17 protein-coding genes are annotated in these 24,259 nt (G+C 65.5%); 4 read left to right on the top strand and 13 right to left on the bottom strand.

From position 1 onward, the window contains the following. Positions 1-2: 2 nt before the first annotated feature. On the bottom strand, positions 3-704 hold the full coding sequence (locus B3Z70_RS03140; protein ID WP_292023603.1) for an FMN-dependent NADH-azoreductase: 702 nt from the start codon (positions 702-704) through the stop codon (positions 3-5). A gap of 104 nt (positions 705-808) precedes the next feature. Between B3Z70_RS03140 and B3Z70_RS03135 the strand changes: the two genes are divergently transcribed. Next, the gene (locus B3Z70_RS03135) at positions 809-1,702 is read left to right on the top strand and encodes a LysR substrate-binding domain-containing protein (RefSeq protein ID WP_292023605.1); all 894 of its coding nucleotides are present in this window, start codon (positions 809-811) and stop codon (positions 1,700-1,702) included. On the opposite strand, the gene B3Z70_RS03130 is transcribed toward B3Z70_RS03135, so the two are convergent. Continuing rightward, positions 1,699-2,235 carry a COG3650 family protein gene (locus B3Z70_RS03130; RefSeq protein WP_292044650.1) on the bottom strand — a complete coding sequence of 179 codons (537 nt, stop codon included), beginning with the start codon at positions 2,233-2,235 and terminating at the stop codon, positions 1,699-1,701. The two genes, B3Z70_RS03135 and B3Z70_RS03130, sit on opposite strands and share 4 nt — an antisense overlap. Before the next feature lie 27 nt (positions 2,236-2,262). Between B3Z70_RS03130 and B3Z70_RS03125 the strand changes: the two genes are divergently transcribed. Then, the gene (locus B3Z70_RS03125) at positions 2,263-3,375 is read left to right on the top strand and encodes a DNA cytosine methyltransferase (protein WP_292044649.1); all 1,113 of its coding nucleotides are present in this window, start codon (positions 2,263-2,265) and stop codon (positions 3,373-3,375) included. Between the two features lie 452 nt (positions 3,376-3,827). Here the strand turns inward: B3Z70_RS03125 and B3Z70_RS03120 are convergent, their stop codons facing one another. The 3 genes from B3Z70_RS03120 to B3Z70_RS03110 all read right to left on the bottom strand — a co-directional run bounded on the left by B3Z70_RS03120 (position 3,828) and on the right by B3Z70_RS03110 (position 7,756). Then, positions 3,828-4,187: a YdbL family protein gene (locus B3Z70_RS03120; RefSeq protein ID WP_292044647.1), complete on the bottom strand. Its 360-nt coding sequence runs from the start codon at positions 4,185-4,187 to the stop codon at positions 3,828-3,830. Positions 4,188-4,218: 31 nt separating this feature from the next. After that, complete coding sequence (locus tag B3Z70_RS03115) at positions 4,219-4,407, bottom strand: YnbE family lipoprotein (RefSeq protein ID WP_248120021.1); 189 nt, start codon at positions 4,405-4,407, stop codon at positions 4,219-4,221. Between the two features lie 91 nt (positions 4,408-4,498). Continuing rightward, positions 4,499-7,756, bottom strand: a complete 3,258-nt coding sequence (locus B3Z70_RS03110; protein ID WP_292044643.1) for an intermembrane phospholipid transport protein YdbH family protein — start codon at positions 7,754-7,756, stop codon at positions 4,499-4,501. 455 nt (positions 7,757-8,211) lie between these two features. On the opposite strand from B3Z70_RS03110, the gene B3Z70_RS03105 reads away from it, so the two are divergent. Beyond that, positions 8,212-9,435, top strand: a complete 1,224-nt coding sequence (locus tag B3Z70_RS03105) for a M23 family metallopeptidase (RefSeq protein ID WP_292023635.1) — start codon at positions 8,212-8,214, stop codon at positions 9,433-9,435. A gap of 9 nt (positions 9,436-9,444) precedes the next feature. Here the strand turns inward: B3Z70_RS03105 and B3Z70_RS03100 are convergent, their stop codons facing one another. Continuing rightward, entirely contained in the window at positions 9,445-11,109 is a 1,665-nt protein-coding gene (locus B3Z70_RS03100; RefSeq protein WP_292023633.1) for a TadG family pilus assembly protein, read from the bottom strand. Beyond that, a complete protein-coding gene (locus B3Z70_RS03095; RefSeq protein ID WP_292044641.1) occupies positions 11,106-11,474 on the bottom strand; it encodes a TadE/TadG family type IV pilus assembly protein in 369 nt (122 codons plus the stop codon). Before B3Z70_RS03095 ends, B3Z70_RS03100 begins: the two co-directional genes overlap by 4 nt. Positions 11,475-12,068: 594 nt before the next feature. Between B3Z70_RS03095 and B3Z70_RS03090 the strand changes: the two genes are divergently transcribed. Continuing rightward, a complete protein-coding gene (locus tag B3Z70_RS03090; RefSeq protein ID WP_292044639.1) occupies positions 12,069-12,461 on the top strand; it encodes a hypothetical protein in 393 nt (130 codons plus the stop codon). Positions 12,462-12,563: 102 nt separating this feature from the next. Here the strand turns inward: B3Z70_RS03090 and B3Z70_RS03085 are convergent, their stop codons facing one another. The 6 genes from B3Z70_RS03085 to B3Z70_RS03060 form a co-directional block, all read right to left on the bottom strand. Continuing rightward, a complete protein-coding gene (locus B3Z70_RS03085) occupies positions 12,564-13,457 on the bottom strand; it encodes a hypothetical protein (RefSeq protein ID WP_292044637.1) in 894 nt (297 codons plus the stop codon). Further along, positions 13,457-13,723, bottom strand: coding sequence for an AAA family ATPase (locus B3Z70_RS03080; protein WP_292044635.1), 267 nt, complete (start codon positions 13,721-13,723; stop codon positions 13,457-13,459). The genes B3Z70_RS03085 and B3Z70_RS03080 overlap by 1 nt, the downstream gene beginning before the upstream one ends. Before the next feature lie 1,046 nt (positions 13,724-14,769). After that, complete coding sequence (locus tag B3Z70_RS03075; RefSeq protein WP_292044633.1) at positions 14,770-15,219, bottom strand: hypothetical protein; 450 nt, start codon at positions 15,217-15,219, stop codon at positions 14,770-14,772. A 37-nt stretch (positions 15,220-15,256) separates the two neighbouring features. Beyond that, on the bottom strand, positions 15,257-15,700 hold the full coding sequence (locus tag B3Z70_RS03070) for a toxin-activating lysine-acyltransferase (RefSeq protein ID WP_292044631.1): 444 nt from the start codon (positions 15,698-15,700) through the stop codon (positions 15,257-15,259). Between the two features lie 21 nt (positions 15,701-15,721). Further along, positions 15,722-21,139: a calcium-binding protein gene (locus tag B3Z70_RS03065; protein ID WP_292044629.1), complete on the bottom strand. Its 5,418-nt coding sequence runs from the start codon at positions 21,137-21,139 to the stop codon at positions 15,722-15,724. Between the two features lie 1,805 nt (positions 21,140-22,944). After that, a partial coding sequence (locus B3Z70_RS03060) for an HlyD family type I secretion periplasmic adaptor subunit (protein WP_292044627.1) occupies positions 22,945-24,259 on the bottom strand: 1,315 nt, incomplete at its 5' end.

Here is a 24,259-nt window from a genome sequence, read left to right as displayed (position 1 = left end):
GGTCACCCGCCGGCCATCGACGACGCCAACCGGTCAACCAGCCTGTCGACGGCGGTCTCGGCGGCGGCGATGGACCGCGCCAAGCGCTCGTCCGCGAATTCGTCGTATTCGATGGCGACGGTGTCGCTGTCGTGCATGCCTATATAGGCCAGCGGCGTCTTCAGCCCAGCCTCGACCAGGTTCATGGAGGCGAGCCGACCGTCGGCGTCATAGCCGTAATCGCCGCGCGCCGTCAGGATGATCAGGCGCTTGCCCGGCGCCAACAGGGGCCAATAGGGCTCGCCGGCTCGCGACCGGTCGAACCCAAAGGTCAGGCCGACCCGCACGACGTTGTCGATCCAGGCCTTGAGCGGCGCGGGCAGGCCGAAGTTGTACATGGGCGCGCCAATCACGATCAGATCGGCGGCGAGCACGGCGGCCGTCAGGGCGTCGCTTTCGGCCAAAACCGCCCTTTGCTCGAGAGTGCGCCGCTCAGGCGGACAGAAGGCGGCGGCGATCCAGGCCGCGTCGACCGGGCGCGGCGGCTTTCGCCCCACGTCCAGATGAGACACGATATCGTGCGGGCGAGCGGCGGACCAACGTTCCGTCAGGCGCCGACCCAATCGACGGGTGTGGGAGCCGTGCGGATCGCGGCCGGATTCCCCCAGGCGGGCGCTGGCGTCGATGTGAAGAAGGCGCAGAGAGCCGGACACAGGGTTTTGCATGGCGTAATCGCGATCAGGTCGATTGGAGATGTGATCTTGCTAACTCTCGCTGCGGCCGGCGACTAATGCGGACTCCTCACCCGATGGACAACTTCAGCTCATCCATGATCAGACGTCGAAAACTCCCGCCCTTGGGTGCGCTGCGGGCCTTCGAGGCGGCGGCGCGGCATCTGAGCTTTCAGCGCGCGGCCGAAGAGCTTTCGGTCACCCCAACCGCTGTCAGCCATCAGATCCGACTGTTGGAGGACACCCTGTCGCAGCCCCTGTTCGTGCGGCGGGTGCGAGGGGTGACCCTGACGGAAGCCGGGCTGAGCCTGTATCCGACGCTGCGTGACGGACTGGACGCCTTCGAACGGGCCGTGGAGACCATCCGCCCTGAAGCCCGACGTCGCTCGGTCACACTGACGGCGACGACCCTGTTCACGGCGCGGCGGCTTCTGCCCGTCCTGGACGCCTTTGGGCGCGCCAACCCGGATCTGGACCTAAAGCTGCACGCCAGCGACGACGTGGTCGATCTGGCGTCGGGCAAGGCGGACATCGCGGTGCGCTATGCGTCGGGACCCTTCGACGCCTTGGTCGCCGAGCCCTTGTTCGCCGAGCGTTTCGGCGTGTTGTGCGATCCCAGGCTGGGCCTGTCACATCCCCGGGACCTTCTGTCGACGCCCCTGCTGCACATCGACTGGCGGCGACGCGGCGACGATCCAGACTGGGAGCGGTGGGCCAGGATGGCGGGGATGACGGAGCTTGCGGTCGGGAAGGGTGCGCGTTTCACCGATGACAGCCATGCGCTTCAGGCGGCGATCGCGGGTTATGGCGCGGCGATCGGGTCGCTGGAACTGGCGCGGCCCGAACTCGAGGCCGGACTGTTGGTCAACCCGTTCGGGCCGATCCTGCCAGGCGAAGTCTATCATATCGTCGCGACGCCCGGGGCCATGGCGACCGAAGGCGTGAGCGCGGTCAGGGCCTGGTTGAAGACCGCCGTAGCGGGGCCGGTCTAACCGACCGCGCCGCCCTGCGCGGCGATGACAGAGGCCGGGGCCGCGCAGCCGGTCAGGGTGTCGGCGCCGATCTCGACCCGCGCGGTCAGCGGATAGGTGCGGTCGCTCATCCCGTCCGAACATTCGGTGGCGATCAGGGTGACGTTCAGCGCCTGGTTCAGATCGGTCGAACTGGCGAAGGTCGCCACCGTCCCCTGGACCGTCGCGCCGCGATTGGGGGCGCGCTGGGTGGGTTGATCGACGCGGGTGTAGATCAGGGCGTCGGGGGTGATCTCCCCCCCCCAGAAGGGCTCCGTGCCCAGGGCGCGGACCGGCTTGCCCAGGTCCACCCCGGCCAGGACGGCGGCGGCCTGAGGTTCTGGCGCGGCCTTGGGCCTGGCGTCGTCGCGGTCGTAGCAGCCCGCCAGGGTCAGGCCGCCAAGGACGGCGGATAGGGCGAGGGCGAGCGGGATGGGGCGCATGGCGGTCTCCTCGACGAACGACCAACGGTTGGGAGCAAGGCCGCAGGTGAGCAGCCGGACGGCCTCGGTCAAGGGGCGCCGCTGGGTTATGGTGCCGCCATGTCGATTCGCCCGACCGCATATGAGTTCTTCGCCGGGGGCGGCCTGGCCGGCCTGGGGATGGGCGGGTTCGACACGATCTTCGCCAACGACATGGACCCGGCCAAGGCGAGGGCCTTCACGGCCAACCATCCGGGGACGCCGTTCCGGCAGGGCGACGTCTGGGGCCTGACGGTCGATGACCTGCCCGGACGGCCGGACCTGGCCTGGGCCTCCTCGCCCTGTCAGGACGTCAGCCTGGCGGGCGCGCGCGGCGGGCTGGAGGCGGGACGGTCCGGCGCCTTCTGGGGGTTCTGGCGGCTGATGCAGGGGTTGGCGGCCGAGGGGCGCGGGGCCCGCGTCGTGGTGCTGGAGAATGTGATCGGCCTGTTGACGTCCGGCCAGGGTCGGGACTTCGCCGCCGTCTGCGCGGCCATGGTCGAGGGGGGCTATACGGTCGGGGCGCTGGAGATGGACGCGGCCCACTGGCTGCCCCAGTCGCGGCCGCGCCTGTTCGTGGTGGCGGTCAAGGGCGAGGCGCCGCGCGCGTCAGGGCCTGTCGCCCCGTTCCATTCGGCCCGTCTGGTCGCCGCCCACGCCCGCCTGCCCGAGGCGGTCAGAGCGGCCTGGGCCTGGTGGTCCCTGCCCCAGCCGCCCCGGCGCAACCTGGATCTGGCCGCCGTGCTGGAGCCGGACGCGGCGGTCGCCTGGCTGGACGATGCCGAGGCGATTCTGGCGCTGGCCGCACCCCTGCACCGGGCGCGGATCGCGGCGGCCCTGGCGTCGGGCCGGCGCACGGTCGGCGCCGCCTATCGCCGGGTTCGCATGGAGGACGGCCGCAAGGTTCAGCGGCTGGAGATCCGCTTCGACGGGTTGGCGGGGTGCCTGCGGACGCCGGCGGGCGGATCGTCGCGGCAATATGTCGTGGTGTGCGACCACGGCCGGGTCAGGGTGCGACGCCTGACGGGACGCGAGGCGGCGCGGCTGATGGGAGTGTCGGACGCCTATCGCCTGCCGGCCAGCGAAAGCGCGGCGCTGAAGCTGATGGGCGATGCGGTGGCCGTGCCGGTGGTGCGCGCCCTGACCGAGGGGCTGCTGGCGCCCGCGCTGGCGGGACGTCCGGCGGCGGCCTGATCCGGCGACGACGGTGAGATCGCACCCTTTAAAAAAGAGAGTGCAATGGGTGCAATCTCACGACAGCGCATTGCTTTTGCTGGATAATTTCCAGACCTGAATTGCTCAGGTGCAAGAGGGTGCAGTTTCACCCGGAAAGTTGGACTCCGAAAAAAACAGTCCAACGAGTCCAAGAGTCCAAGTCGTGCGGATGGCGATGTCAAAGACCGGGCGGGGATTATAACCCGGCCTGACGGTGCGGCGGGAAAGATGACGATCCGGCGGCCCAACTGTCTGACAAGGCGGCTGTCTCTTTCGTCAAATAGGATGGCTGGAGCTGCGGCGGCTATGTGCGCCCCACCCTCTCGCTCTTCTCCGCCCGTCCCGGCTTTCGCCGGGATGAGCGGACGAAGGGAATAACCGAACCGGACGTGGCCCCTCGGGACGAGCCCGAGGGTGACGGGTTTTCGGTTTTAGCGCTGGACCCACTGGCCCTGGGCGTTGCGATACCATTGGCCGGACGAGATGCGCGGCAGCAGCTGGGCCTCGAACATCCGGGCGCCGGCCACGTCGGCCGAGGTGCCGGCGTCGGTCGCGCTGCGGGCGTAGGCGGCGCGGCGGCCGGCGTTGGTGGCGTCCACGGCGGCGCGCAGGCCGGCGTCCGAGGTCGAGGTGCGGAAGCCCAGATAGCCGTCGGCCTGTTCGCCCACGACGCCGGCGGCCTTGGCCTGGTCGATCTGGGCCTTCTGGGCGCTGGTCTGGGCGATGGCGGCGCTGGCGAAACCGAGGGCGGCCAGGGCGGCGCCGACGACGAAGATTTTGCGGAAGGTCATGTCAGCCTGTCCTTTCAAGAAAAAGCGGCGATCAGAAGAGGTTGGGGTTCTGCTGCAGCAGCTGCTGCAGCTCCTGGTCCAGGCGGACGCGCACGTCGGCGTCCAGCTTGGCGTAGATCTGGATCGGCGCGACCTCCAGACGGATGGTGGGGGCGCAGGCCGAGACGGCGACGACGACGGCTCCAAAGCCAAGGCCCGCCAACTGGCGCTTGTTGATCATGACATAGGCTCCGGTTCGGCCAAGGTTGATGAAGCTGAATAGCACGCCGAGGGGTGAACGCGCGCTGAATGGCGACGATCCCGCACGACGATCATGGCCGACCCGCAGGGACGGGCGCGGGCGCGTCGGGCTGGGCCTGCTGCTGGCCCTCCTGCTGGCCCTGGCGGGCGCGATTGACCGCCATCAGGTCCGAGATCAGCTGGTTGGCGTTCAGGGTCGTGTCCAGCGTCAGGTCGATCTGGGTGTTGGACGGCAGGGGCAGTTTGCGGTTCAGGAAGCTGCGGCTGATCAGTTCGGACAGGGTCAGGCGCAGTTCCTGGCGTTGGGGCGGATCGTGACGGCCGCGAATGTGGAACAGGACCGCGATCCGGCCGCCGTCCAGGCTGTTCACATCGGCGCTGAGCTGGTCGAAGGACAGGTTCTCCATGGCCTGATAGGCCAGGTCCTCGACCATGTTTTCCGACACCTCCTCGCCGCCGCCGCTGGCCGCGACATCGGTCAGCACCTCGCGCTTGATCGACAGGCGGCCGGGCTGAACGGCCTCCAGCTTGCCGGCCGTGATCTTCAGGCCGCGCTTGGGGTCCATGATGAAGGGCAGCCGGCCCGAGACCACGGCGTCCAGCAGAACCTTGTCGTCGAAGCCGGTGTCGGCGATCAGGTCGCCAAGCTGCACCCGGTCCAGCACGATCACGCCGCTGTAGGCCTGGGTCGCGTCCAGCGGGATGGTCAGGGGCTCGATCGAGATGGACCCGCCCCCGGCGACGATCCGGGCGCCGTCGATGACGATGCCCGCCTGGTCGATGGAGAAGGTCAGGTCCAGGGCCGTGACCTCGGCGCCGACCGACAGGCTGTCGGCGGTCAGACGCTGGTTCGGGGCCGTGATCAGCGGCGTCAGGCTGGTGAAGGCGACATCGCCCTTCAGCCCCTTCACCGCGCCGGCCGGGCTGACGAAATCCAGGCCGGTCGTGGTCAGGCGCCCGCTGGAGGTCGGCTCGGCGTCCTTGGTCCAGTCGAAGCGCCCTTCGAACCCGACCGAGCCCTGAACCGGCGACTGGATGAAGTCCGCGACCAGGGGGCTGAGCATGGCGGGCTGCAGGCCGTGTTCGGCGAAGACCACGTTCGGGGCGGAGATGACGATGCCGCCCGCGCCGATGCGTCCGTCATGCGCCAGGGTCAGCCGCCCCAGCCTATAGGCGGCGGCCTTGCCCGTGCCCTTCAGGTCGAAGGCGCCGCTCCAGCGTTCGTTGGCCAGGGCCACCTCGCCGCTGGCGGCCAGCGGTTCGAACCGTTCGGGCGTCTCGGCGTCGATCACCCGCCCGTCCGCGACGCTGGCGCGCAGGCCGACGCCGGACCTGGCCCCGTCCACGGTCAGACGGCCGGCGGCGTCGGCGAACCGCATCCCCAGGAAGGGCGCCTGGGCCGACAGCCGGTCGAAACCGGCCGAGACGCGCCAGACCCCGTCTCTGGACGTCAGCAAGGGCCCGGCGTCGGGACACAGCCGGCCCGCGACCTGATGGACGTCGTTCTCGTCCATCTCCAGCCGTTCCACGGTCAGGTCCACGCAGTCGCTGGCCACATAGGTCAGGCGGCCGTCGGTCAGGGCCAGGACGCCGCGCGTGCGGGCGTCGACGCCGCGCGCCAGGTCGAAGTCCAGCCGCGCCCGGCCGTCCAGCGTCGCCTCGAACCCGCCCTGGGTCAGGCGCCAGTCCGGCACGGCGACGGCCAGTTCCGGCAGGCCCTTGCCGCGCGTCGCCGTCAGCGTCAGGGCGCCGCCGCCCAGTTGGCCCGGCTCGGCCTGATAGACGCCCTGCCCCGCCTGGGCGATGGTCAGCACGCCGCCGTTGGCCGGCGCCAGGGTCACGGGACGCGGCAGCTGCACCGACGTTCCGCCCGAGCCGGTCGAGAACCGCACGGACGGGGCGTTCAGGGCGAAGGCGGACAGGGCGCGCTTCATCTCGCCCAGCTCCACGATGTCGTCGCGGGCGGCCGGGCCGAACAGGGGCCAGGCGCCGTCGGCGGCGCGCAGCGATCCTTGCGCGTCGATGCGCACGGCGCCGTCGCTGACGACATCCAGGTCCAGATCGGCGCGGCCGCGCTTCAGGGCCAGGTCGCCGAAGCCGAAACGGTCGAAGGCGGCGGTGACGGGGCCGGTCGCTTCGAAGGCCGCATCCTTGCCGCCCAGGGTCAGGCCGCCGGACGACAGGGCCAGGTTCCGCACCTGGGTCTGGCCCGAACGGGCCGAGGCGGCGGTCAGGGTCAGCGGCGCCCGAACGCTCCAGCGCAGGGCGTCGTCGCGGGAAATCTCGACGCGCGCCTTGGAGACCGTCGCCGAAACGGCGCCGGCGCCCAGGTCCGCCCCCTCGACCGCGCGGGCGTTCAGGCGCGCATCGGCGGCGCCCTCCAGGCGGAAGGTCTCGATCCAGCCGGACACGAGGCCCTGGAACCGCGCGCTCAGATCGGCGCCGCGCGCCCGGGCGGACGGCGCGCCCAGCACATCGCCGGTCAGACGCGCGTCCAGCACCGCGCGCCCGTCGCCGCGTCGGGTCTTCAGATCGGGATAGGGCAGGTCGCCGGTCACGGCCAGGGCGGCCGTCTGGCCGGCGGCGGCGGGGGTGCGGAACCGGTCGGCGGTCGCGTTCAACCGCACGGCGACGCGGTCGCCGGTGGTGGTCAGATCCAGGGCGGCGGCCAGACCGGACGCCTCCACCTGCCCGCTCTTCAGGGCGCTGGTCGGCAGGCGCGCGGCCAGACGCATCAGCTTGCCGTTGTCGATCCGCGCGTCGGCCAGCAGATCCACCGTCCCGTATTCGGTCGACAGCCGCCCGCGCCCGCCCTCGACGATGACCAGGGGGCTGCGCGAATCCGGGCGGGGCGGACCGCCGGTGAACTCCTTCACCAAGGGGTCCAGCGACCCCAGGGACAGCTTTCCGCCCTTCCAGCTGGCGCGGACCACCGGGCGGACCAGACGGATGCGGCTGGGGGTGACGCCCAGGCCGGTCTTGGACCACGGCAGGGCGACGGCGTAATCGACCTCGGCCCGCTCCACCGTCACGTCGGGATTGTCGGGATCGCCGATGCGGATGCGGCCGACGAAGCCGTCCAGTTCCACCCTTTCGAACTCGACGTCGGCGGGGATGCCGCGCTGGTCCAGCCAGCCGACCAGCACGTCGCGCGCCACCGCCCGGCGGTTCAGATACAGCAGGGCCGCCGCCACGCCGATCAGCAGGATCAGGATCAGCGCCACGGTCGCGGCGACGCGCACGACCCGGCGCGGGCGACGCGGCCCGGGACCGCGCCTGGGCGCGGGATGGGGCGACGGATCGGCGGAGGATGTCGTGGCGTCGGTCAAACGGGTCGATCGGCAGCTTTTGATAACGGCGTTGCGACCACCATCGTCATCCTGACCCCAAGCACAAGGTCAAAGCGCGACCGTTGGTCGAAAGCCGCCGATCCATGGCCGTCAAGCTGGGCGAGAAAGGGGCGCGGCCACGCTTGGGGCCCGCCAGGAAAACCGAACACGGTAAGCGCCGCGTTAACCCTTTGTAACAGTCTGCTTCCCAAAGTGAGACGAGCACGCTATACGACCGCCTTTCGCGCCACGGGCGATGGGCGCGGACTTCGAGAACGAGTAAAGCTTTGGCGCCGCTGGGCGTCGCAATACGACGGGGACCGATGGCTCAGTTCGACCCACGCCGCCAGCCTATGCGCTTGGCGCCGCATGCGCTTACGGCCGCAGCTGCGATCTCGGTGGCGATGATCGCCGGCAGAGCCTATCAACCCGCGCAGGCCGAAGAAGTTCCCGCCATGAGCTCGGCCCAGATGGCCGCCATGGAGGCCAGGGCCTTCGCCGCCGCCAACGCCCCCGCCGGCCTGACCGCGCCGGAAGCCGTTCCCGTCCAGATCCGTCGCGGCGAAACATTCGAACAGGCCGTGCGCCGCACCGGGGTCGCCCCCGCCGAAGCCAGCGCCGTCGCCGCCACCGTGGCCAACGCCTTCGACCTGGCCGATCTGCGCGCCGGGCTGAAGTTCGAGACCGCCATCGCCCGCCCTCGCGACGGCCGGGGCGACGCCCGCCTGATCGGCCTGACCATGCGCACCGGCCCGGCCAGCCAGCTGACCGTCTCGCGCAGCTTCGACGGCGCGCTTCGCCTGCGCTCGCTGGAGGAAAAGGTCACCCACGAGACCGTGGTGCTGAAGGGCGACGTGGAACGCAGCCTGTCGGCCAGCGCGCGCGAACTGGGCGCCACCGCCTCCATCGTCCGCTCGGCCAGCCGCCTGTTCGCCACCAAGTTCGACATGCAGCGCGACATCCGCGCCACCGACGAATTCACCATGGTGTTCGACCGCGACGTGACCGAGGCCGGCCGCACGGTGAACGTGGGCGACCTGATGTACGCCGAACTGCGCGGCGTGACCTTCTATCGGTTCAAGCCGGCGGGCGCCAAGGAGCCCCAGTTCTTCGACGCCAACGGCAAGAACCTGCGCTCGGCCATGATGCGCACCCCGCTGCAGAGCTTCCGCCGGGTCAGTTCCAACTTCGGTTTCCGCACCCACCCGATCTCGGGCTACAAGAAGATGCACCAGGGCATCGACTTCGCGGCCGGCACGGGCACGCCGGTCGTGGCCCCCGCCGACGGCGTGGTGGTGGAGGCGCGCCGCTGGGGCGGTTACGGCAACTGGCTGCGCATCCGCCACAACAACGGGCTGGAAAGCGGCTACGGCCACCTGTCGCGCTATGGCTCGGGCATTCGCGCCGGCCAGCGGGTCAGCCAGGGCCAGATCGTGGCCTATGTCGGCTCCACCGGCGCGTCGACCGGCCCGCACCTGCACTATGAACTGTGGCGCAACGGCCAGCGGATCAATCCGGCCGGCGTGCGCACCCAGGAAGGCACCGAACTGGCCGGCGCCGACCTGGCCGCCTTCCGCGCGGAAAAGAGCCGCATCGACCGCATCATCGCCTCGGGCGGCCAGAAGCGTCCGGCGCTGCAGCAGGCCTCGGCCGAGGGTCTGCGTCCCGCGCGCGGCTAGGCCTGCGCCTCAGCCCACCAGGCGCGGCGTGGACCTCTGCTGATCCGGGCAGGAGAGGCCGTGGACGGTGACGTCCGCCTCGCCCAGCTTCAGGCCCAGCAGATCCAGGACCGGGTTCAGCACCCCGTCCAGCACCGGCCCTAACGGGGTCAGCAACGGACCCAGGGCCTTGGTCAGGTCGCCCAGTCCCAGGCCCAGTCCGGCCAGGTTCACCGTCACCTCCAGCCGCTGCAACAGGCTGGACACCAGGCCGGTCGCCAGACTGCGCGAGGTCATGGTCTTGGTCCGCTGGGCCTGGATGTCGGCGGCATCGAACCGCAGAGGACGGAACCCGACATCGGCGATTTCGATATCCGCCCTGGCGGTGATCGACACCAGGCCCAGCACGGACAGCAGGGTCGCCGGACGCGGCGTCAGGGGGGTCTTGAAGTCCGAGACCTGCGCCTCGTCCACCACCCCGACCGAGGCGCGCGCCAGCCCCGGCCGCACGTCGACATCGACGCGCCGCGCCGGATCGCACGCCAGGGACTTCAGCCGCGCCTCGGACGGCGCCAACTCGACCAGTATCGGCAGTTCGACCCGGGCCAGGCCCGACAGGGCCTGAGCCGTCCGTGCACGGACATAGAGCCGCGTCTGCGCGGTTCGAATGACCGGCTGACCGCCGGACGTGACCGTCAGCCACGGGGATCGATTGGGCCGCTCGCCGATCGCCAGCGTCGTCTTTAGGTCGGCCAGACCGGCCGGCACGTCCAGGTTCAGCGCCACCTGGCGCTCGCCCCCGCCGATCTCCAGCATCGCGAAGATCAGGTCCATGGCCGAAACGGAGGCGTCCAGTCCCTGGCGCAAGCCGTCCGGGGCCTGCGCCTCGACGCCGATCAGATCGCCCAGTTCGACCTTCACCCCCGCCGAAACCGAGGCCAGACGACCCAGCGCCCCGCCGTCGGAGCCGCCCGCCAGCCCCTCCAGCACCTTCAGGACACGTCCGGCATCGACCTCGGTGGTCAGCAGCCGATCGTAGTCGCCGACCTTGACCCCCAGATCGGTCGCCAGGGCGTCGGTGAAGCCCAGCAGATTGACGTCCAGATCGACCAGTCGACGATAGTCCATGACGCTGAGCGAGACCTTGGAGCCGGTCAGGCCGCTGAGCAGCTGGTTCGCCACGCCCCCGTCCAGGCGCGCCAGGCGCGCGCCGATCGAGAACATGGCCTTGGGCGGCGCCCCGCCCATACGCGCAGCCACGGCGCGGCGCGTGACCACGACCTTGTCGCGGCCCAGCAGCAGATGGGCGAAGAACAGCGGCGCGGGACTGATCGCCTCCACCCGCGCGGCGTTCGCCGCCCCGCCGGGCTGAAAGCGCCGGGCGCGGTCGATCTTCGGATCGGGCGTATAGACGCCAAGCGTGGTGGAGACGGAAACCACCGCCTCGGGCGAGACATTGGCCTGGACCGTTCGGTCCGCCGCGACGCGCGCGGCGACCTCGCCCCGATCCAGAACGCGCACCGCCGACAGGGCCGCCAGATCCGCCGCCCCCTGCACCCGGCGGGTGTGCAGCACCAGAACCCCCAGATCGATCACGGCGGCGGTGAACAGACACAACAGCCCGCCCGCGACCGCCGCCATCACCGCGACCGCGCCACGCCGATCCTGAGCGAAACGGGCGGCGAAGCGGATCACGACGGGTCGCCGACCTGGATCACGGCGACGCGGCGGATGACCGCCGGCGGCCGGGGCAGCATGCCGCCCATCAGCATCAAGGGACTGTCGCTGACGTCATAGGCCACGACGACGCGCAGCCGCCCCGCCTCCTCCGCCATCAGGACGGTCGTGCGGTCCGGCTTCAGCCCCACGCCGCGCACGGCGCCCGCCACCTCGCCGCGCACCAGCCCCTCGCGCTCGGCCGCATCCAGCCCCCCGACGGCGGCCCGCGCGCCCTCCGACGCCACCGCCTGAACCGTCTGCGCCGTCAGGAACCAACCGCCGTAAACCACGATGCCGATCAACAGCAGGATCAGGATCGGCCCCACAAGCGCGAACTCCACCGCCGCCGCGCCCTCGCGAGACGGCCTCCGTCGTCCTTTCATCATGGCGCGACACACCCGCATTTCGGGCTCCAGAATGCTCGTTATGGTTGTAGTTCTTCCTGGTTAAGGGTTGGTTTAGGCGATGAAGCGTGCGGCGCCCTGACCGAGCGAACCCGAATTCGCATGAGATGTATGCGAACCCCAGCGCTCACAGGTCGCCGGAAGAGGGCCGGCGCTCTCTGGGGGGGATCCGACTCATCGCCGACTCAGGAGCAAAACTCCACAGCGAGGAGCTGTGAGGTTTCGTTCAGCCTGACTCTGGCGAAGTTATAGGCGCTGTAATCGCTGCGCTTTTCAAGAGGCTGGTCCGCGCGGAGCGACTCAACTTTCGCAGTCGCCGATTCAAGTCCTCTGATTTTTCAGATTCGCGACTCAGCTACCGCTCGCTCCACATCGGCCTTTCGCCACACGATGCAGTGGTGCGCGTTGCCGGCGGGCTTGTAACCGCGACTGCGCATTTCCTCAGCGAAGTACATCGGCGCGATACCCAGTTGGCTCGCCCCCTCCTTTGCCAATGCGTACTCCGTCCTGAAACGCGCGCCCGAGCGTAAAATGCTTCAGGCCATGGCGGGGCCGGTGGCCAAGGGCCACGCCCGTCAGATCAACATCATGGTTTCCGATCACGCGACGGTCGTCTTTGACGCCGAGGCCGCTCGCATCCTGACAGAGGTCTTGTCCGGCAAGGTCGATGCCTCCGGCCAGTCCCCGGTTCGGCCGAGATCGGAGACGAATACGCTTCCGTCCGCCCTCGCGCCCGCACTGAGAGGCCCCGGCGTCCACGGGGCCGCTCTGCTGGTCCATGGCGAGTGGTACGCTCGCCTGGTCGAGGGGCAGAGGTTGCTGGTGCCCATCGACAGCGGTCGCCATGCCGGGCTGGAGGACGGGGAGGCCTACTGTTCCGGGGCTCGCTCGTTACCGGCCGCCATGGGCAGGTCGTGGGCCTGAACCTCACTAGCGCAGAACGGCTCGGCTGATCGGCCAGCCGCACTTGACCCGGGCGTTTGGAACGCTGGCCTTCCGCAGGCGCACGTCGGTCTCGGCTGTGGTTCACGCGGCTTGGGTCAGCTCGAGCAACTCGGTGCGGAATCGGTCTGAATAGGGCGGCTGGGTAAGGGCGTCCGCCAGCAGGGCGTCATGGGGCGCCTGTTTATAGATCTTACGCAGGCCGAGCAGCAGGTTCTTGCCGTCCGTGAGCCGGATGAAATGATCGGCCCGCGCTTCGGCAGACAAGGCCTCGGCGCGAAACTGCAGCCTGAGCGCCTTGATGATCCGTCTCATTTCATCGCGATAGACCTCCCAGTCGCCGCCTTCCGCCTTCACGCGCGCTTTCAGTTCGAGAAGGAGAGCCGTGGTGCTGGGCGGATTGTCGACGAACTTTCCACCCTTCACGGTGATCATGGGACCTCCCACGGCCGCGACGTGGAGGCTCGCGTATTTCAACAGGGCGGCGACGAAGAACCGCTTGGTGAGTTTCAGCACGCTTTCGCGCACCTGCGCCCCGTCGAACTCTCCTTGGGACGCCAGCCTGACATTCTTGGGAATGAGCTCGTAAATCCCGCCATACAGCAGAATGAGATTCTCGACCTCGTGGGCGGACAGGAAAAACACGCCGTCCAGGCCCGGCTCTCCGGGCAGGGCGAACATCAGCCGTCGACACTCGAGCGGCGCATCGGTCCCGCCATGGCTCGCCGCGGTTTCGCCATCCACCAGCCCGAAAATCTTCTCGTTGGATTGCCGCTCCGCCTTCACACGCGCGACAACGAATCCGCAGCCGCCCGTGGATTCCGCGGGGGTCTTGAACTCAAGTCGGTCGGCAACATCCGGGCCGACCACATTTGTGAAGAGACGCTGGTCGCCGTCTCCCTCGACATAGACGATGACCTTGTCGACGTAACGATTCTCCAGTGCGTCCGCGTCGCCGAACTCTGACAGCTTCGCCATCAGCTCTTATCATCCTCGATGAGATCCCCGCCCTTCGTGATCCCGGGCTCGCGCCTGAGGTGATCGAAGACTTGAATGAGTTCACGGTTGTGGGTGGTGAAGACGATCGAGAGCCTTCGGTTCCCGATCACCAGCGCCTTCAGGGCCTGGAACATCCGGTTCATGTATTTCGTGTGCAGATGGGTTTCGATCTCGTCAATCAGGATGATCGTATTGCCTGTCATATGCCACCCGAACGAAAAGCTGCAGGATGGCGCGTTCGCCATGGCTCAATCCCGAGAGGGGATGGGGACCGGTCGGCGTCTGCACGGAGGTTATCAGGCTCTCGCGTTGAGGCGGCCGCAGGAACTTGCCGTCTGTCATGAACAGCTTGGGATTCACGAACTCCAACAGGTCATTCAGTCGGCCGTCGCCAAGCCAATCAAGCCAGACCAGGAGATTGTCGATACTGTCCCGCCACTCGGGCCCGTCAGTCTGGAAGGTCTGGGCCGGCGAGTAGCCCCAGCTGCGAGGGCGTTCGATGGCGTGGGCGCCCTGTGGGGCGTAGACCGCCCTATCGGGGGGAAAGAACAGGACGGTCGCCGCACGCGCTTCTTTGCGATCTCAACGGTGGTTCTCCCAGTAGATGACGGGCGTGTTCGTCATCGACGGTAATACCAAACCTCAGAGCCGACACCATCTAGCCATGCCCCAGAAGACGCGGTCAGAGCGTGAACCGGATCGTTCACCACGAAGGTTAAATAGCGGTCGTCGGCGCCATGAGGACCGCTGCTTACCCTTTAACTCGACCTGGCTTGTCGGGCAGCCGAAGTAAGTATCGACCTGTGGGCCGCAAAGCAGACGTTCCGAAAGACGGCGAGGAGTCAGAAGCAGCTTTCGCGTCTCTCAGCGCCCAGCCCTTCGGGAGGCTTGGAATCACAAAGTCAGAGGAACCGGCTTCGGGCACGCGATAGGAGCCGATGCATCCGACTTTACTTAGACGGAGTCCAACTTGTGACGGCAAAAAATGACCGGAATTCAGCCGTTTGAGAGGGCGGATCTCCGGATCGCAGCTCAATGGAGACAAGCTGAAGCGATCCGCGGCTCTGCGCCATCATGGGCTTTGAGTCGTTTCAGTGAAACACGAGTCAGATTTCCTGAAACCCGACAACATCAATGAGTGTAGATGGCGCGCCGCCGTGGTTGAAACCGAGAACTATCTTGCGAGTGTTGGGCTCACGTGTTGACACGGATCCGGAGAGAGCAGCCGATGAGAACCGCCGGCGATAAGCGGATTGTAGCGCATCACTTCGATTACGCATCTGCGTAGACGTTATTGACCGAGTGACAAGCGCCACTGTGCTTGTCGCTGGCGAGTGTCATCGGCGTCACCGCACGCAGCTGCGTCTCCAAATTCAACACCGGATAAGAAGTCCGAGCATCGATCAACGGCCTGCCACTGCGCGGCCGAGATGGTCTGAACCGGAACATTGATGATGTTCACCCGCGACGGCGAGCCGTTGAAGGCGGCTGTGTACTGAGTGATCGGCATAAAGCGCCGGTTGGCCAACGCCTGATCCCGCCAGCGGCCCGCGGCGAGAATATCTGGCGTTCGGCCATGCAACCCGTACATAGACACGATCAACATCGCCAGTTGCGCCTGTCCGTCGCCGCTGTTGGCGCGCGCTTCCACGGCGTCAGGGGCCTCGGACAACGCCATGTCGAGTGGCGCCAGCTGTTCCGATAAGGGGACGGTCGTCACCAGGCTCTGGCAGGCGGCCAAGCCTGCGGCCGCCGCCAATCCGACGGAGGCCCAGACCCTAGTTGAGCGTCGAGACTTCGGGGGCTTCATAGACTTTCACCACGCGCTGACCGTCCGGCGTCGCCGTATGGAAGCTAAACGGCTTGCCCCCGAAAACGGTTTTGGAAAGATCGGCGAGGATTTCGTCCTGCGCGCCGAATGGGGCGATCAACTCAATGAGCCACGGCCGATCCCCGCCTTGCCATTCGTCGGCGCGAAGCTTGTGCGCGCCAGCCTTCAATCGCTCCTCGGTGTCCTCGGACACCATCGCCCAAAGCGCCACGGCCGCGGGACTGTTGGGGCCATAGAAGATGCGGAACTGCTCGACCAGGATGGCCGGCATGGCGAACCATTCCAGATCGCCGATGAACAGCTGCTTGTGGATCGGCGACTGGGTCATCAGCCAGGTGATCTCGCCCAGCATCTGAGCGACGGTCTTGGAGGCGGGGTTGGTGTCGGTCATACGGCTACTCGAACAGAAGGCTTAGGCGTGGATACGCGACGGTCCGGCGAACCGCCAGCGGTTGTCAGATGCAACGCCGGTCAGGGCGTCCCCATCGACTTCACCGGAACGTTTCCAGATCGCTGAGCTTCCGCCTCCGTTCTTCGGACCGAAGGCCGCCAGCGCCTGGACGAGTTGCTGGTGCTGCGACGCCGACGACGGGCGACTTCCGCCTTCGATCTCGGAAGCCTGATCAAGCGTGGCGAAGGGCGTCACCATCGGCAGGCCCTCTGGCGACACGACTGCGGACCGCCACCACTCGCGACCCTGCGCAACCGACGCCCGGCTGAACTCCGCCGGCGCCCAGACATCGGGATCATCTGATGCGGCGTTCAGCAGGTTTGCGGCTTCGTCGACGTCGAAAAGCTGGCCATAGCTCGACGGCCGCCCGTCGACGCCAAAGGCATCGACGCGTTCCGCCGCTCCAATCTGGGCGTTTGAAATGGAAGAGGGAGCAAAGGTGCGTTGCCCCCCAGACTGACCGCCGACAGGGACCATGGCAGCCGAGGGGTCTTCGATCTCCGGCCGACTGAAGGCCTGGCCGAAAGCCCCGCGGCCCGCGGACTGCTGCAGCGCTTCAAGCGTCGCCCGAACACGCGCGTCGGTGTCGTTGATGGTTCCGCCGTTTGACACCGTGCCGTTCAGGACATCGGACCAACGGACCTCATCGTCCGCATAAAGACCGTCGTGATCGCTGAAGTCGACGGAAACATCCACGCTCTGATCACCGTCATCCAGGGCAGGGTCAGCAACGAACCCTGCACCCCATTCAGCATCGTCGCGAAGCACCGCCATGTTTTGGCGACCGGATCCGAAGTTCGACCAAGGGCTGATCGGATCGGTCGGAGCACCCAACACTACACGCGCTGCAGCAGCGACGGTTGGATTGGACGCAAGCCGCCCAAGTTCGCCCGTGGCGGAACCATCGCCCCAGGCTGCGCGCACCTGTTCTGCGGACAGGCCCAATTCGTTGAGCAGACGACGCGCCAGTTGGACGTCGTAGGCCGTTCCCTTCTCACCGGAGGCCCAGGTGAAGGACAGGGTGTTGTGCACGAAGCTGTCGCGCGTGGTGTCGGCGGTATTGCCGGTCGCGACGCCCTTCAGATCGATTTCGGTGATCCCGACCTGTTCGAGCGTGCGCAGTTCCTGCTCGGTCGATCGACCATTCTGATTGCGATCGACCCAAATAAGCAGCTTGGACCAGTTCGTATCCAAGGCGTTGAGCTTGCCGTCGCCATTCGTGTCCCAAGCCTGAAGGCCTTCGAGGTCGGTCTTGGCGCCCTCGCGATCCTGAACGAACGAGATCTCCGACAGATTATTGATCTGACCATCGCCATTGCGGTCGAAGGCGAGGATGCCGTTGGTCGGGCCGACCCAGGACGTGCGCGCGTATTCGCCAGAAGACAGACGCGAGACCACCATGGACGACTCGACGCCGGTCAACTCAAGACCGTCCCCGCCTAGGTCGAACACGATCGGCATCACGCCGCCGTTGTAGGAATACTGGACCGTCCAGTTCAGATCGAGCTTGCGCAGATCGATCCAGGTTCCACCGGCATTGATGAACTCGACGGTATTGAACGAGGAACCGCCGCCGTAGACATCCTCCCACTTCACGCCGCCATTCACCACGCGAACGTAATCGGTGACCTGATGCGCTTCCAGACCGGGCGAACCCGCCTCGCGGATGCCGATATAGAGGTCGTTGCCGACCACCTTGTAGATCACATCGTCGGCCGCGACATTGGGACCGAAGACAAGCACGTCTTCGCCGCCGCTATCATTGATCGTATCACGCCCGGATCCGCGCTCGAAGGCGAACTGGTCGTCGCCGGCCGAGGTATAGATCGTATCGTCGCCAGCGCCGCCGATGATGATGTTGCCGTGGTCTTCCCACTGGCCGGGCTGCATGCCGTAAATGATGTCATTGCCGCCGAAGCCGGCGATGAAATCGCCAAGCGTCCGAATGCCGCTGATCGTATCACCCCAGGCGGTGCCGCCGCGATAAATCTCGAACTGTGAAATATCCAACTGGCCAGACCCGTTCATGTCGAGGGTCTTGATACGGTTGTCTTCTTCCGAGGCCAGCTTGCCCTGCTTCACCGACGGGATGTTGCCGTTGATGCGGACCGAGTCCGTCGCGGTATAATAGATCGTCAGATGGCCGCCGGATCCATCCTGAGCAGAGAAGGTCAGTTGATTGAATCCAATGCCCGCGCCGAACGACACGACGTTCCCGCCGGCGTTGTTGTCGTTGATCGTATCGACGCCATCACCCACGTTGAAGTAGTAGGTATCGCCGCCACCGCCGCCAGATAGCGTATCGTTACCCTTACCGCCGGTGATGTAATCGTCGGTCTCGGTCATGCCGATATAATCATCGCCCGCGGTGCCGATGATGTGCTCCACGCCGATAAGACTGTGCGTGCCGGCCGTCCCATCTGTGGCGCGCCATTCGGCTACGCCGCCCATCACGTTCAGCCCGATACGAGTCGAGGTGACGGTTTCATAGTAGACAGGCTCTTCGATCCAAACGCCCTGTTGCAGCCAGTCGTCCCACTCCCAATGGCCACCACCCATCTGAACCTGATAGGTAGAGGTTCCCGTCGTGAAGCCTTCGGAATAGTCGACGGTGTCGAGCCCCTCCCCGCCGTCGTAGATGTCGGCGCCCTTGGTCGCCACGATCCAGTCGTCGCCGGCTAGGCCCTCGATACGGTTGTTCTGAGCATCGCCCTTCAGCTCATCGGCGAAGCGCGACCCCCGAAGATGCTGGATGCTGTTGAACTTGTCGCCGGTCGCGTGGCCGCCAAAGGCTTCGCCCGTGGTGTAGTCGATGTACACGCCGGCGTTCGAACCTTCATAGGACGCCGTGTCGTTGCCAGTACCGCCGCCGAACAGGTAGTCCGCACCCGCACCGCCTTCCAGGATGTCAGCGCCGTCATGTCCGTCGAGAAAGTCGTCGCCGTCGCCGCCTTTGATGATGTTGCTTCCGGCGTCGCCCCAGAGATAGTCGTTGAAACGGCTGCCGGTGACATTCTCGACGCCCTTGATCCAGTCGCCCATGATGTATTTGGCGTCGGCCCAGTATCCGTCGCCATTATTCCAGCTCGCGGGGTGATTACCGAGATAGACGACAACCCCGTTGATGCCACCGACTGGCATCGCATTTGCGTTGGTCGCCCAAGGCCAAAAGTTCACATCCAGATTATGGGCGAACGGAGCTGTGAATCGTTCATAGGAGATGGTGTCCGAGCCTGCGCCGGCGTCGACGTAGTCCATCTTGGACCAATCATGATTACCGCTCGCTTCAAGGCCTGGCGCGTAACCGTCCTGTTCCATCAGGAATACATCATCTCCATCTTCCCCGAACGCGGCATCGCGACCACCCGCGAAGACGAAGGTGTCGTTACCAGTCCCGCCCCACATGCCGGCATTCGGGTTGCCATCCCAAGGATTGTCGTCGCCCGCGCCGCCGACGAGATAATCGTCGCCAGTGCCCCCGATCAGACGGTCAGCGCCCGCGCCGCCCAAGAGGACGTCATTGCCTTCTCCGCCCTCGATCGTGTCATTGCCGTCGCCGCCGTCGATCCAGTCCCAGCCCGCGGCGCCCGCGAGATAGTCGCCGTAGCGGCTGCCGACCACGATGTCGTCGCCGCCGGTTTGGGTGACCGTCACCTCTTCCTGATATTCGTAGCCTTCGTAGTCTGTACGCCATTCCCACTGGGTGGTCTGGCTCCAGTCGCTCCAACCCACCGCCGCCGTGCGTTGCGAGAAGTCCAGGAAGTCTCTACCCGCCGTATTGCCGTTGGTCAGCTTGGTGTAGCCGATCTTCGCTAGGTCATCGATGCGGATCGCGTTGCCGTCGGCGCTCCAGTCGATGGCGGCGCCGCCGACTTCTCGCGTCACGGGCTGGGTGAAGAAGGCGTAGGGGTCGTTCTCGCCATTTGCCACGAGCCGCAGGCCGATCCGGCGATAAGCGGTACCCGCCGGAGCAGTGACCTGGCCGCTGATCGTATCAAAGTTGGCGAGATCGCCATGCCAGCCGCCGTAGACCCTGGCTGACCCATTGATAATTTGCGAGCCGAGCCAGTTCTGGTTCGCATCGTAGAACTCGACGAACATTTGCGCCGTGCCACGATGCTGCGCCGCCTTGACGCTGAACTCGTAGGTGGCCCCGCCAACCGACGCGATCATTTCCGAGCGGACATCGACGAGTGCGCCATTCGTCGTCGCTCCATTCATGCGCGACCAGAACACATCGTTGCCGGAACCGGACCAGTCCGAATTCAGATTAACACCGTGTTCGGCAGACGGCGCCTGCCATGTCGCCATCCACCACCCGGCCGAGTTCTGCGCCCAATGCGGGTTCAGCAGGTCGTTGCCTAAAGGCTTCTCCAGCGCCTGGGGCAGGATGGAGAAGACGCCGTCCTGGACGGTCGGACCCTTCACCGACAGGGTCATGCCGCCAAGAAGATCGCTGACCCGCACATCCTCAAAGTTCGCGCCATACGCCGACAGGCCCATGCTGGTCAGGAAGCCCTGAAGGCCGCCGTTGAAGTCAGCGCTGTTCCACTGGTCAAGCTTCAGTTCGTTGATGCGCTGGAGCGTGATGATCCAAGGGTTGGCGATAGCCTGGTCTTCAAGGGCCGAGATGATCTTGTCGATCGTCGCCTTATTGCCGTTGTAGAAGGCGAGCTCATTTCCATCCAGAGCACTGACGCCCTTCGTGTGCGCCTTGTCGATTACGGCCTTGTGGGCGGCGTAATAATCCTTCTCGCCCTGATTCAGGCTGTTGTAGGCGCCGGTGATGTAGCCGTTGATCAAATCGCGATTGTTCGCATAGAAGCGATAGTCCGAGGCGATCTGCAGGTCGCCCAGCAGGGCCGTCAGGTCCGTCGCGGCCGAATTGGCCAGTGCCCGCTTGGCGAAGATGTCGCCGCCGATGATCTGGGTCTGTTTGATCGACCACATGACGCCCTTGGACACGGCGTCGTCGGCCGAGCTCACATTCTGCTGGGCCGCACTGGGACTACCTAGCTTGACCCAGAGCTGCCCCCCGGTGTGGCCGTAGAAGCTCTGCAGCCCGGCGTCCGAGGCGATGTATTTCCCGTTCCGCCACAGACCATTGCCCCAGCTGGTCGCCTCATAGGGCATGTCGCCGGCCAGAACGGTCAGGAAGCCGTTCAGCGTATCGCGCGCCGATTCCGCCATGTTGCGGACGAGCTGCAGATTGCCGCCGTTCTGCGCTGAGGATGCGCCGAGTTGGAACTGGTCGCTGGTGTAGTCGAGATAGACCTCGGCGTTGGCCGTCGGCGTCTTGGGTTTCTTGCGACCGAACAAATTGCCGATCAATGCGCCCAAAACAAAGCCCACGAAAGCACCTATTCCGGGAACGATCATGTTCCCAAGCATGCTCCCAAATTTGGAGGTAGCCCAACTGCCAACTGCGCCCAGAACTTTCCCCGCTACGAAGGCACCAGCCGCGCTACCGATCGAAGATAGTACAACTGCCGCCTGAGTCTGAGGACTGACGACCATCGCGCCAAGCTTAGCCCCTAGGAACGCACCCACAGCACTCGACAGGGCGGAAACAAGATTTCCTACGCCACCCCCCATTCCGTCGGCGACCCCCCCTACATTCAATGCATGGAATGGAAGCTGGGGGTTATTCAGTAGATTTCCAATAACGTGCTGAGTAACTGTGGAACCGACCGTGTTAAACAGCTCAGCTCCAAATCCCTTCAGGCCGAGAGACTCGCCTAGCTCCATCGTCAACCAACTGCTGACAGTGCCAATGGCAGCTTGACCTGCTCGAACTGCCACTTCGTGGCTAAGAGATTCGAGCCCACCAACCGTTGCGTTGGCGACAGCAGAATCTCCGTTCAAACCAGCATTGATTGCAGCACCGATCCGCTCACCGATTTCACCAAGTAAGCTACTATATCCAATACCAGCGACTAAATTATTTCCAGCTATATAGTTTCCAAGTGAGGATCCGACTATATCTCCAATTTGGGAAATATTTGATACATTTGATGTGGGTATTATCTCCAATCCATCGTATTCATTAGGGGGGACACCATCGACAAACTTCGGAGTCCCTTTGGCCAAAACCTTCTCAAGCTCCGTGAGTCCTCGTAACACGGTATATTGACCTGTGAGATTGTCGCGCGCCCATCCAGCAGCATTCAATCCCGCAACAAATGTCTCTCCCGTTTTTGGATCAGTAAACTTTAGGGTTGTTCCCGCTTCCCAAAGCCTTCGGGCCATGACAGGAGCAATGATTTCTCGATGCTGGATCTCGACTTGTCGTCCGTACTCCCATGTATCAGTTGAAGCGATAGGGAAAGCCAAATGTCCAGCTTCATGACCAAGCACGGTGGTAGCGAAGAACCCGCCCCACCCTCCGTTCGCAGCAATCTGGTGATAATTGAGTACAATCACAGCATCATAGTTAGCGCCCACGTCTAACGGAGCGCCATTCGCCGCGCTTTGAGGCCCATTCACATAGTTTGCAGACCCTAGTACAGTTTCTGCGGATCTATGAAGCCATGTTCCGTTATAGTAGTACGGGGTCAACAACGGGTCGTAATTCACATATATTAGAACTCGGGTGCCCTTAGCTCCAAGCTTATTCCACCAGGCAAGCATTTCCCTATTTGCTCGTTGGCCAAGACGTCCGATCGTTGCTCCCACTTCAGCCGCGTCGAAGCTATTCGACATGATAGTGATTGGAGGCATCCGGCCCAAGCGAGGAGAGGTGCCGGTGAACGGATAGGTAACAATGTTGTTCGGGCCGTTCGGCCTGACAGGCGCATTAGGCATAAACTACCCTTCCACAACTTTGCATTGATATTTTTTAATCGAAGAAGCCTGCCTCTTGTTGTGGCGCCTTACGTCTGAAACAACTTCCAAAAACTCTTCCGGGGTGTTGTTGTCTGGCGTCACGATAAGATCACGGGGTTGCGGTCCTTCAATACATATTAGCCCGATCGGATTTAAGACGACCCCATCACTTGAGGTTGTAGCTATGTAGATAATTCGGCCTTCGAATTCGTTTGCGCGATTGTCACACGAAGCAGTGATGGAAGTTGTCGATGCCGCCAAAACAGCGAGGAAGAAGCGCCTTCTGCCGCCGGGTTTTGTTCGGAAACCGTTGCCGTAACTGAAGCGATGTAGCGACAAACACTCGTTGCGATCTCTCACTATCGTTCCCTCCCCGCCGTCCCGACTGCCCGCGCGATCGGTGACAGCACATAGTCGATCACCCGCCGGCGTCCGGTGACGATCTCCACGGTCGCGGCCATGCCCGGCTGCATCACGGCTTGTTCCCCCGTTCCGGTGCGCAACCTCGACGCAACCAGTCGTATGCGCGCAGGGAACACCAGTCCGCGCGTTTCGTCTACCGTAGCGTCCGGCGAAACATGCTCAACGACGCCCGTTAGACTGCCATGGCGAGTGAAGGGATAGGCCTCGAGCTTTACGATGGTGCGCATGCCCGGCCGCACGAAGCCGACGTCGCGATTCAGGATCAGCGCCTCGACGATCAGGGCCTCGCCGTCCGGGACCAGAGTGACCAAGGCCTGGCCGGCCTCAGCCACTTCGCCCAGGGTCGTCACGGAAACCTCGTTGATCGTGCCGGAAACCGGCGCTTTCAGCCGTTGCAGCGACTGACGCTGGTCGGCCTTGGTCAGGCTTTCGGTGCGGGTGGCGACCACGGCCTCGGCCTCGGCCTTCTCCTGCGCCGCCTGTCCCCGGAACTGCTCCTGGGCCTGGGCGCGTTCGCGGTCGATCATCGAGACCTGCGACCGAGCTTCCGCCGCCCTGTGACGTTCTGCCGCAAGTTCGCGGCTGACCGAGATGTAGCGCTCCTCCTGTTCCAGCACGCGCAGCCGGGCGCCGTAGCCCCGGCGTTCCAGATCCTGTCTGGCCGTGAGCTGCTGGCGGGCCAGGGGCTGGACTTCCTCGTAACGAGCGATGTTCTCGGCCGAGGTCAGGGCGGCTGACGCGGCGCCCGAGCGGCGTGCGCTGAGGGCCGCCAGATTAGCCTGATGCTCGCGGATGCGGGCGTCCACCACCTGACGCTCAGCGGCGACGGCGGCGGGCTCAGCGCCGTCGGGGGCCACGAACTGGATGCGCCCTGTAGCAAGGTAGCCCAGGATGGCGTCGGCACGGGCCCGGGTCAGGCGAGCCGAGGCCAGTTCCGCGCGCGCGGTGTCCACATCGGCGTCGGCGAGGGTCGGATCCAGCTCGATCAGTGGCTGACCGGCGGTGACATGCTGGCCCTCCCGCACGTCGATGGCGCGAATGACGCCCGCCTCGGCCGCCTCTACGCTGCGCAGGCGCCCGGTCGGCACCAAGCGCCCCTCACCTACCGCGACCACATCCACGAAACTGAAGATGCTCCAGGCGAGGGCGGTCAGGGCGGCGGCGATGATTGTCCACAGGATGGCCCGGCCGATCGGCGACGGCGGCGTCTCGGAGATCTCCAGCGCGGCAGGCAGAAACTCTTTCTCGCGC

The organism is Brevundimonas sp. UBA6550 (assembly GCF_002434505.1).
Taxonomy (GTDB): domain Bacteria; phylum Pseudomonadota; class Alphaproteobacteria; order Caulobacterales; family Caulobacteraceae; genus Brevundimonas.
Note: the sequence above shows the minus strand (reverse complement) of the source record. Positions and strands in the feature narration are given on the sequence as shown.

Excerpts from the sequence above, each read along its gene's own strand:
- B3Z70_RS03125 (WP_292044649.1), top strand. The coding sequence starts at position 2,263 with ATGTCGATTCGCCCGACCGCATATGAGTTCTTCGCCGGGGGCGGCCTG.
- B3Z70_RS03090 (WP_292044639.1), top strand. The coding sequence starts at position 12,069 with ATGCTTCAGGCCATGGCGGGGCCGGTGGCCAAGGGCCACGCCCGTCAG.
- B3Z70_RS03135 (WP_292023605.1), top strand. The coding sequence starts at position 809 with ATGATCAGACGTCGAAAACTCCCGCCCTTGGGTGCGCTGCGGGCCTTC.
- B3Z70_RS03115 (WP_248120021.1), bottom strand. The coding sequence starts at position 4,407 with ATGATCAACAAGCGCCAGTTGGCGGGCCTTGGCTTTGGAGCCGTCGTC.
- B3Z70_RS03140 (WP_292023603.1), bottom strand. The coding sequence starts at position 704 with ATGCAAAACCCTGTGTCCGGCTCTCTGCGCCTTCTTCACATCGACGCC.
- B3Z70_RS03070 (WP_292044631.1), bottom strand. The coding sequence starts at position 15,700 with ATGACCGACACCAACCCCGCCTCCAAGACCGTCGCTCAGATGCTGGGC.
- B3Z70_RS03105 (WP_292023635.1), top strand. The coding sequence starts at position 8,212 with ATGAGCTCGGCCCAGATGGCCGCCATGGAGGCCAGGGCCTTCGCCGCC.
- B3Z70_RS03080 (WP_292044635.1), bottom strand. The coding sequence starts at position 13,723 with ATGGCGAACGCGCCATCCTGCAGCTTTTCGTTCGGGTGGCATATGACA.
- B3Z70_RS03065 (WP_292044629.1), bottom strand. The coding sequence starts at position 21,139 with ATGATCGTTCCCGGAATAGGTGCTTTCGTGGGCTTTGTTTTGGGCGCA.
- B3Z70_RS03120 (WP_292044647.1), bottom strand. The coding sequence starts at position 4,187 with ATGACCTTCCGCAAAATCTTCGTCGTCGGCGCCGCCCTGGCCGCCCTC.
- B3Z70_RS03085 (WP_292044637.1), bottom strand. The coding sequence starts at position 13,457 with ATGGCGAAGCTGTCAGAGTTCGGCGACGCGGACGCACTGGAGAATCGT.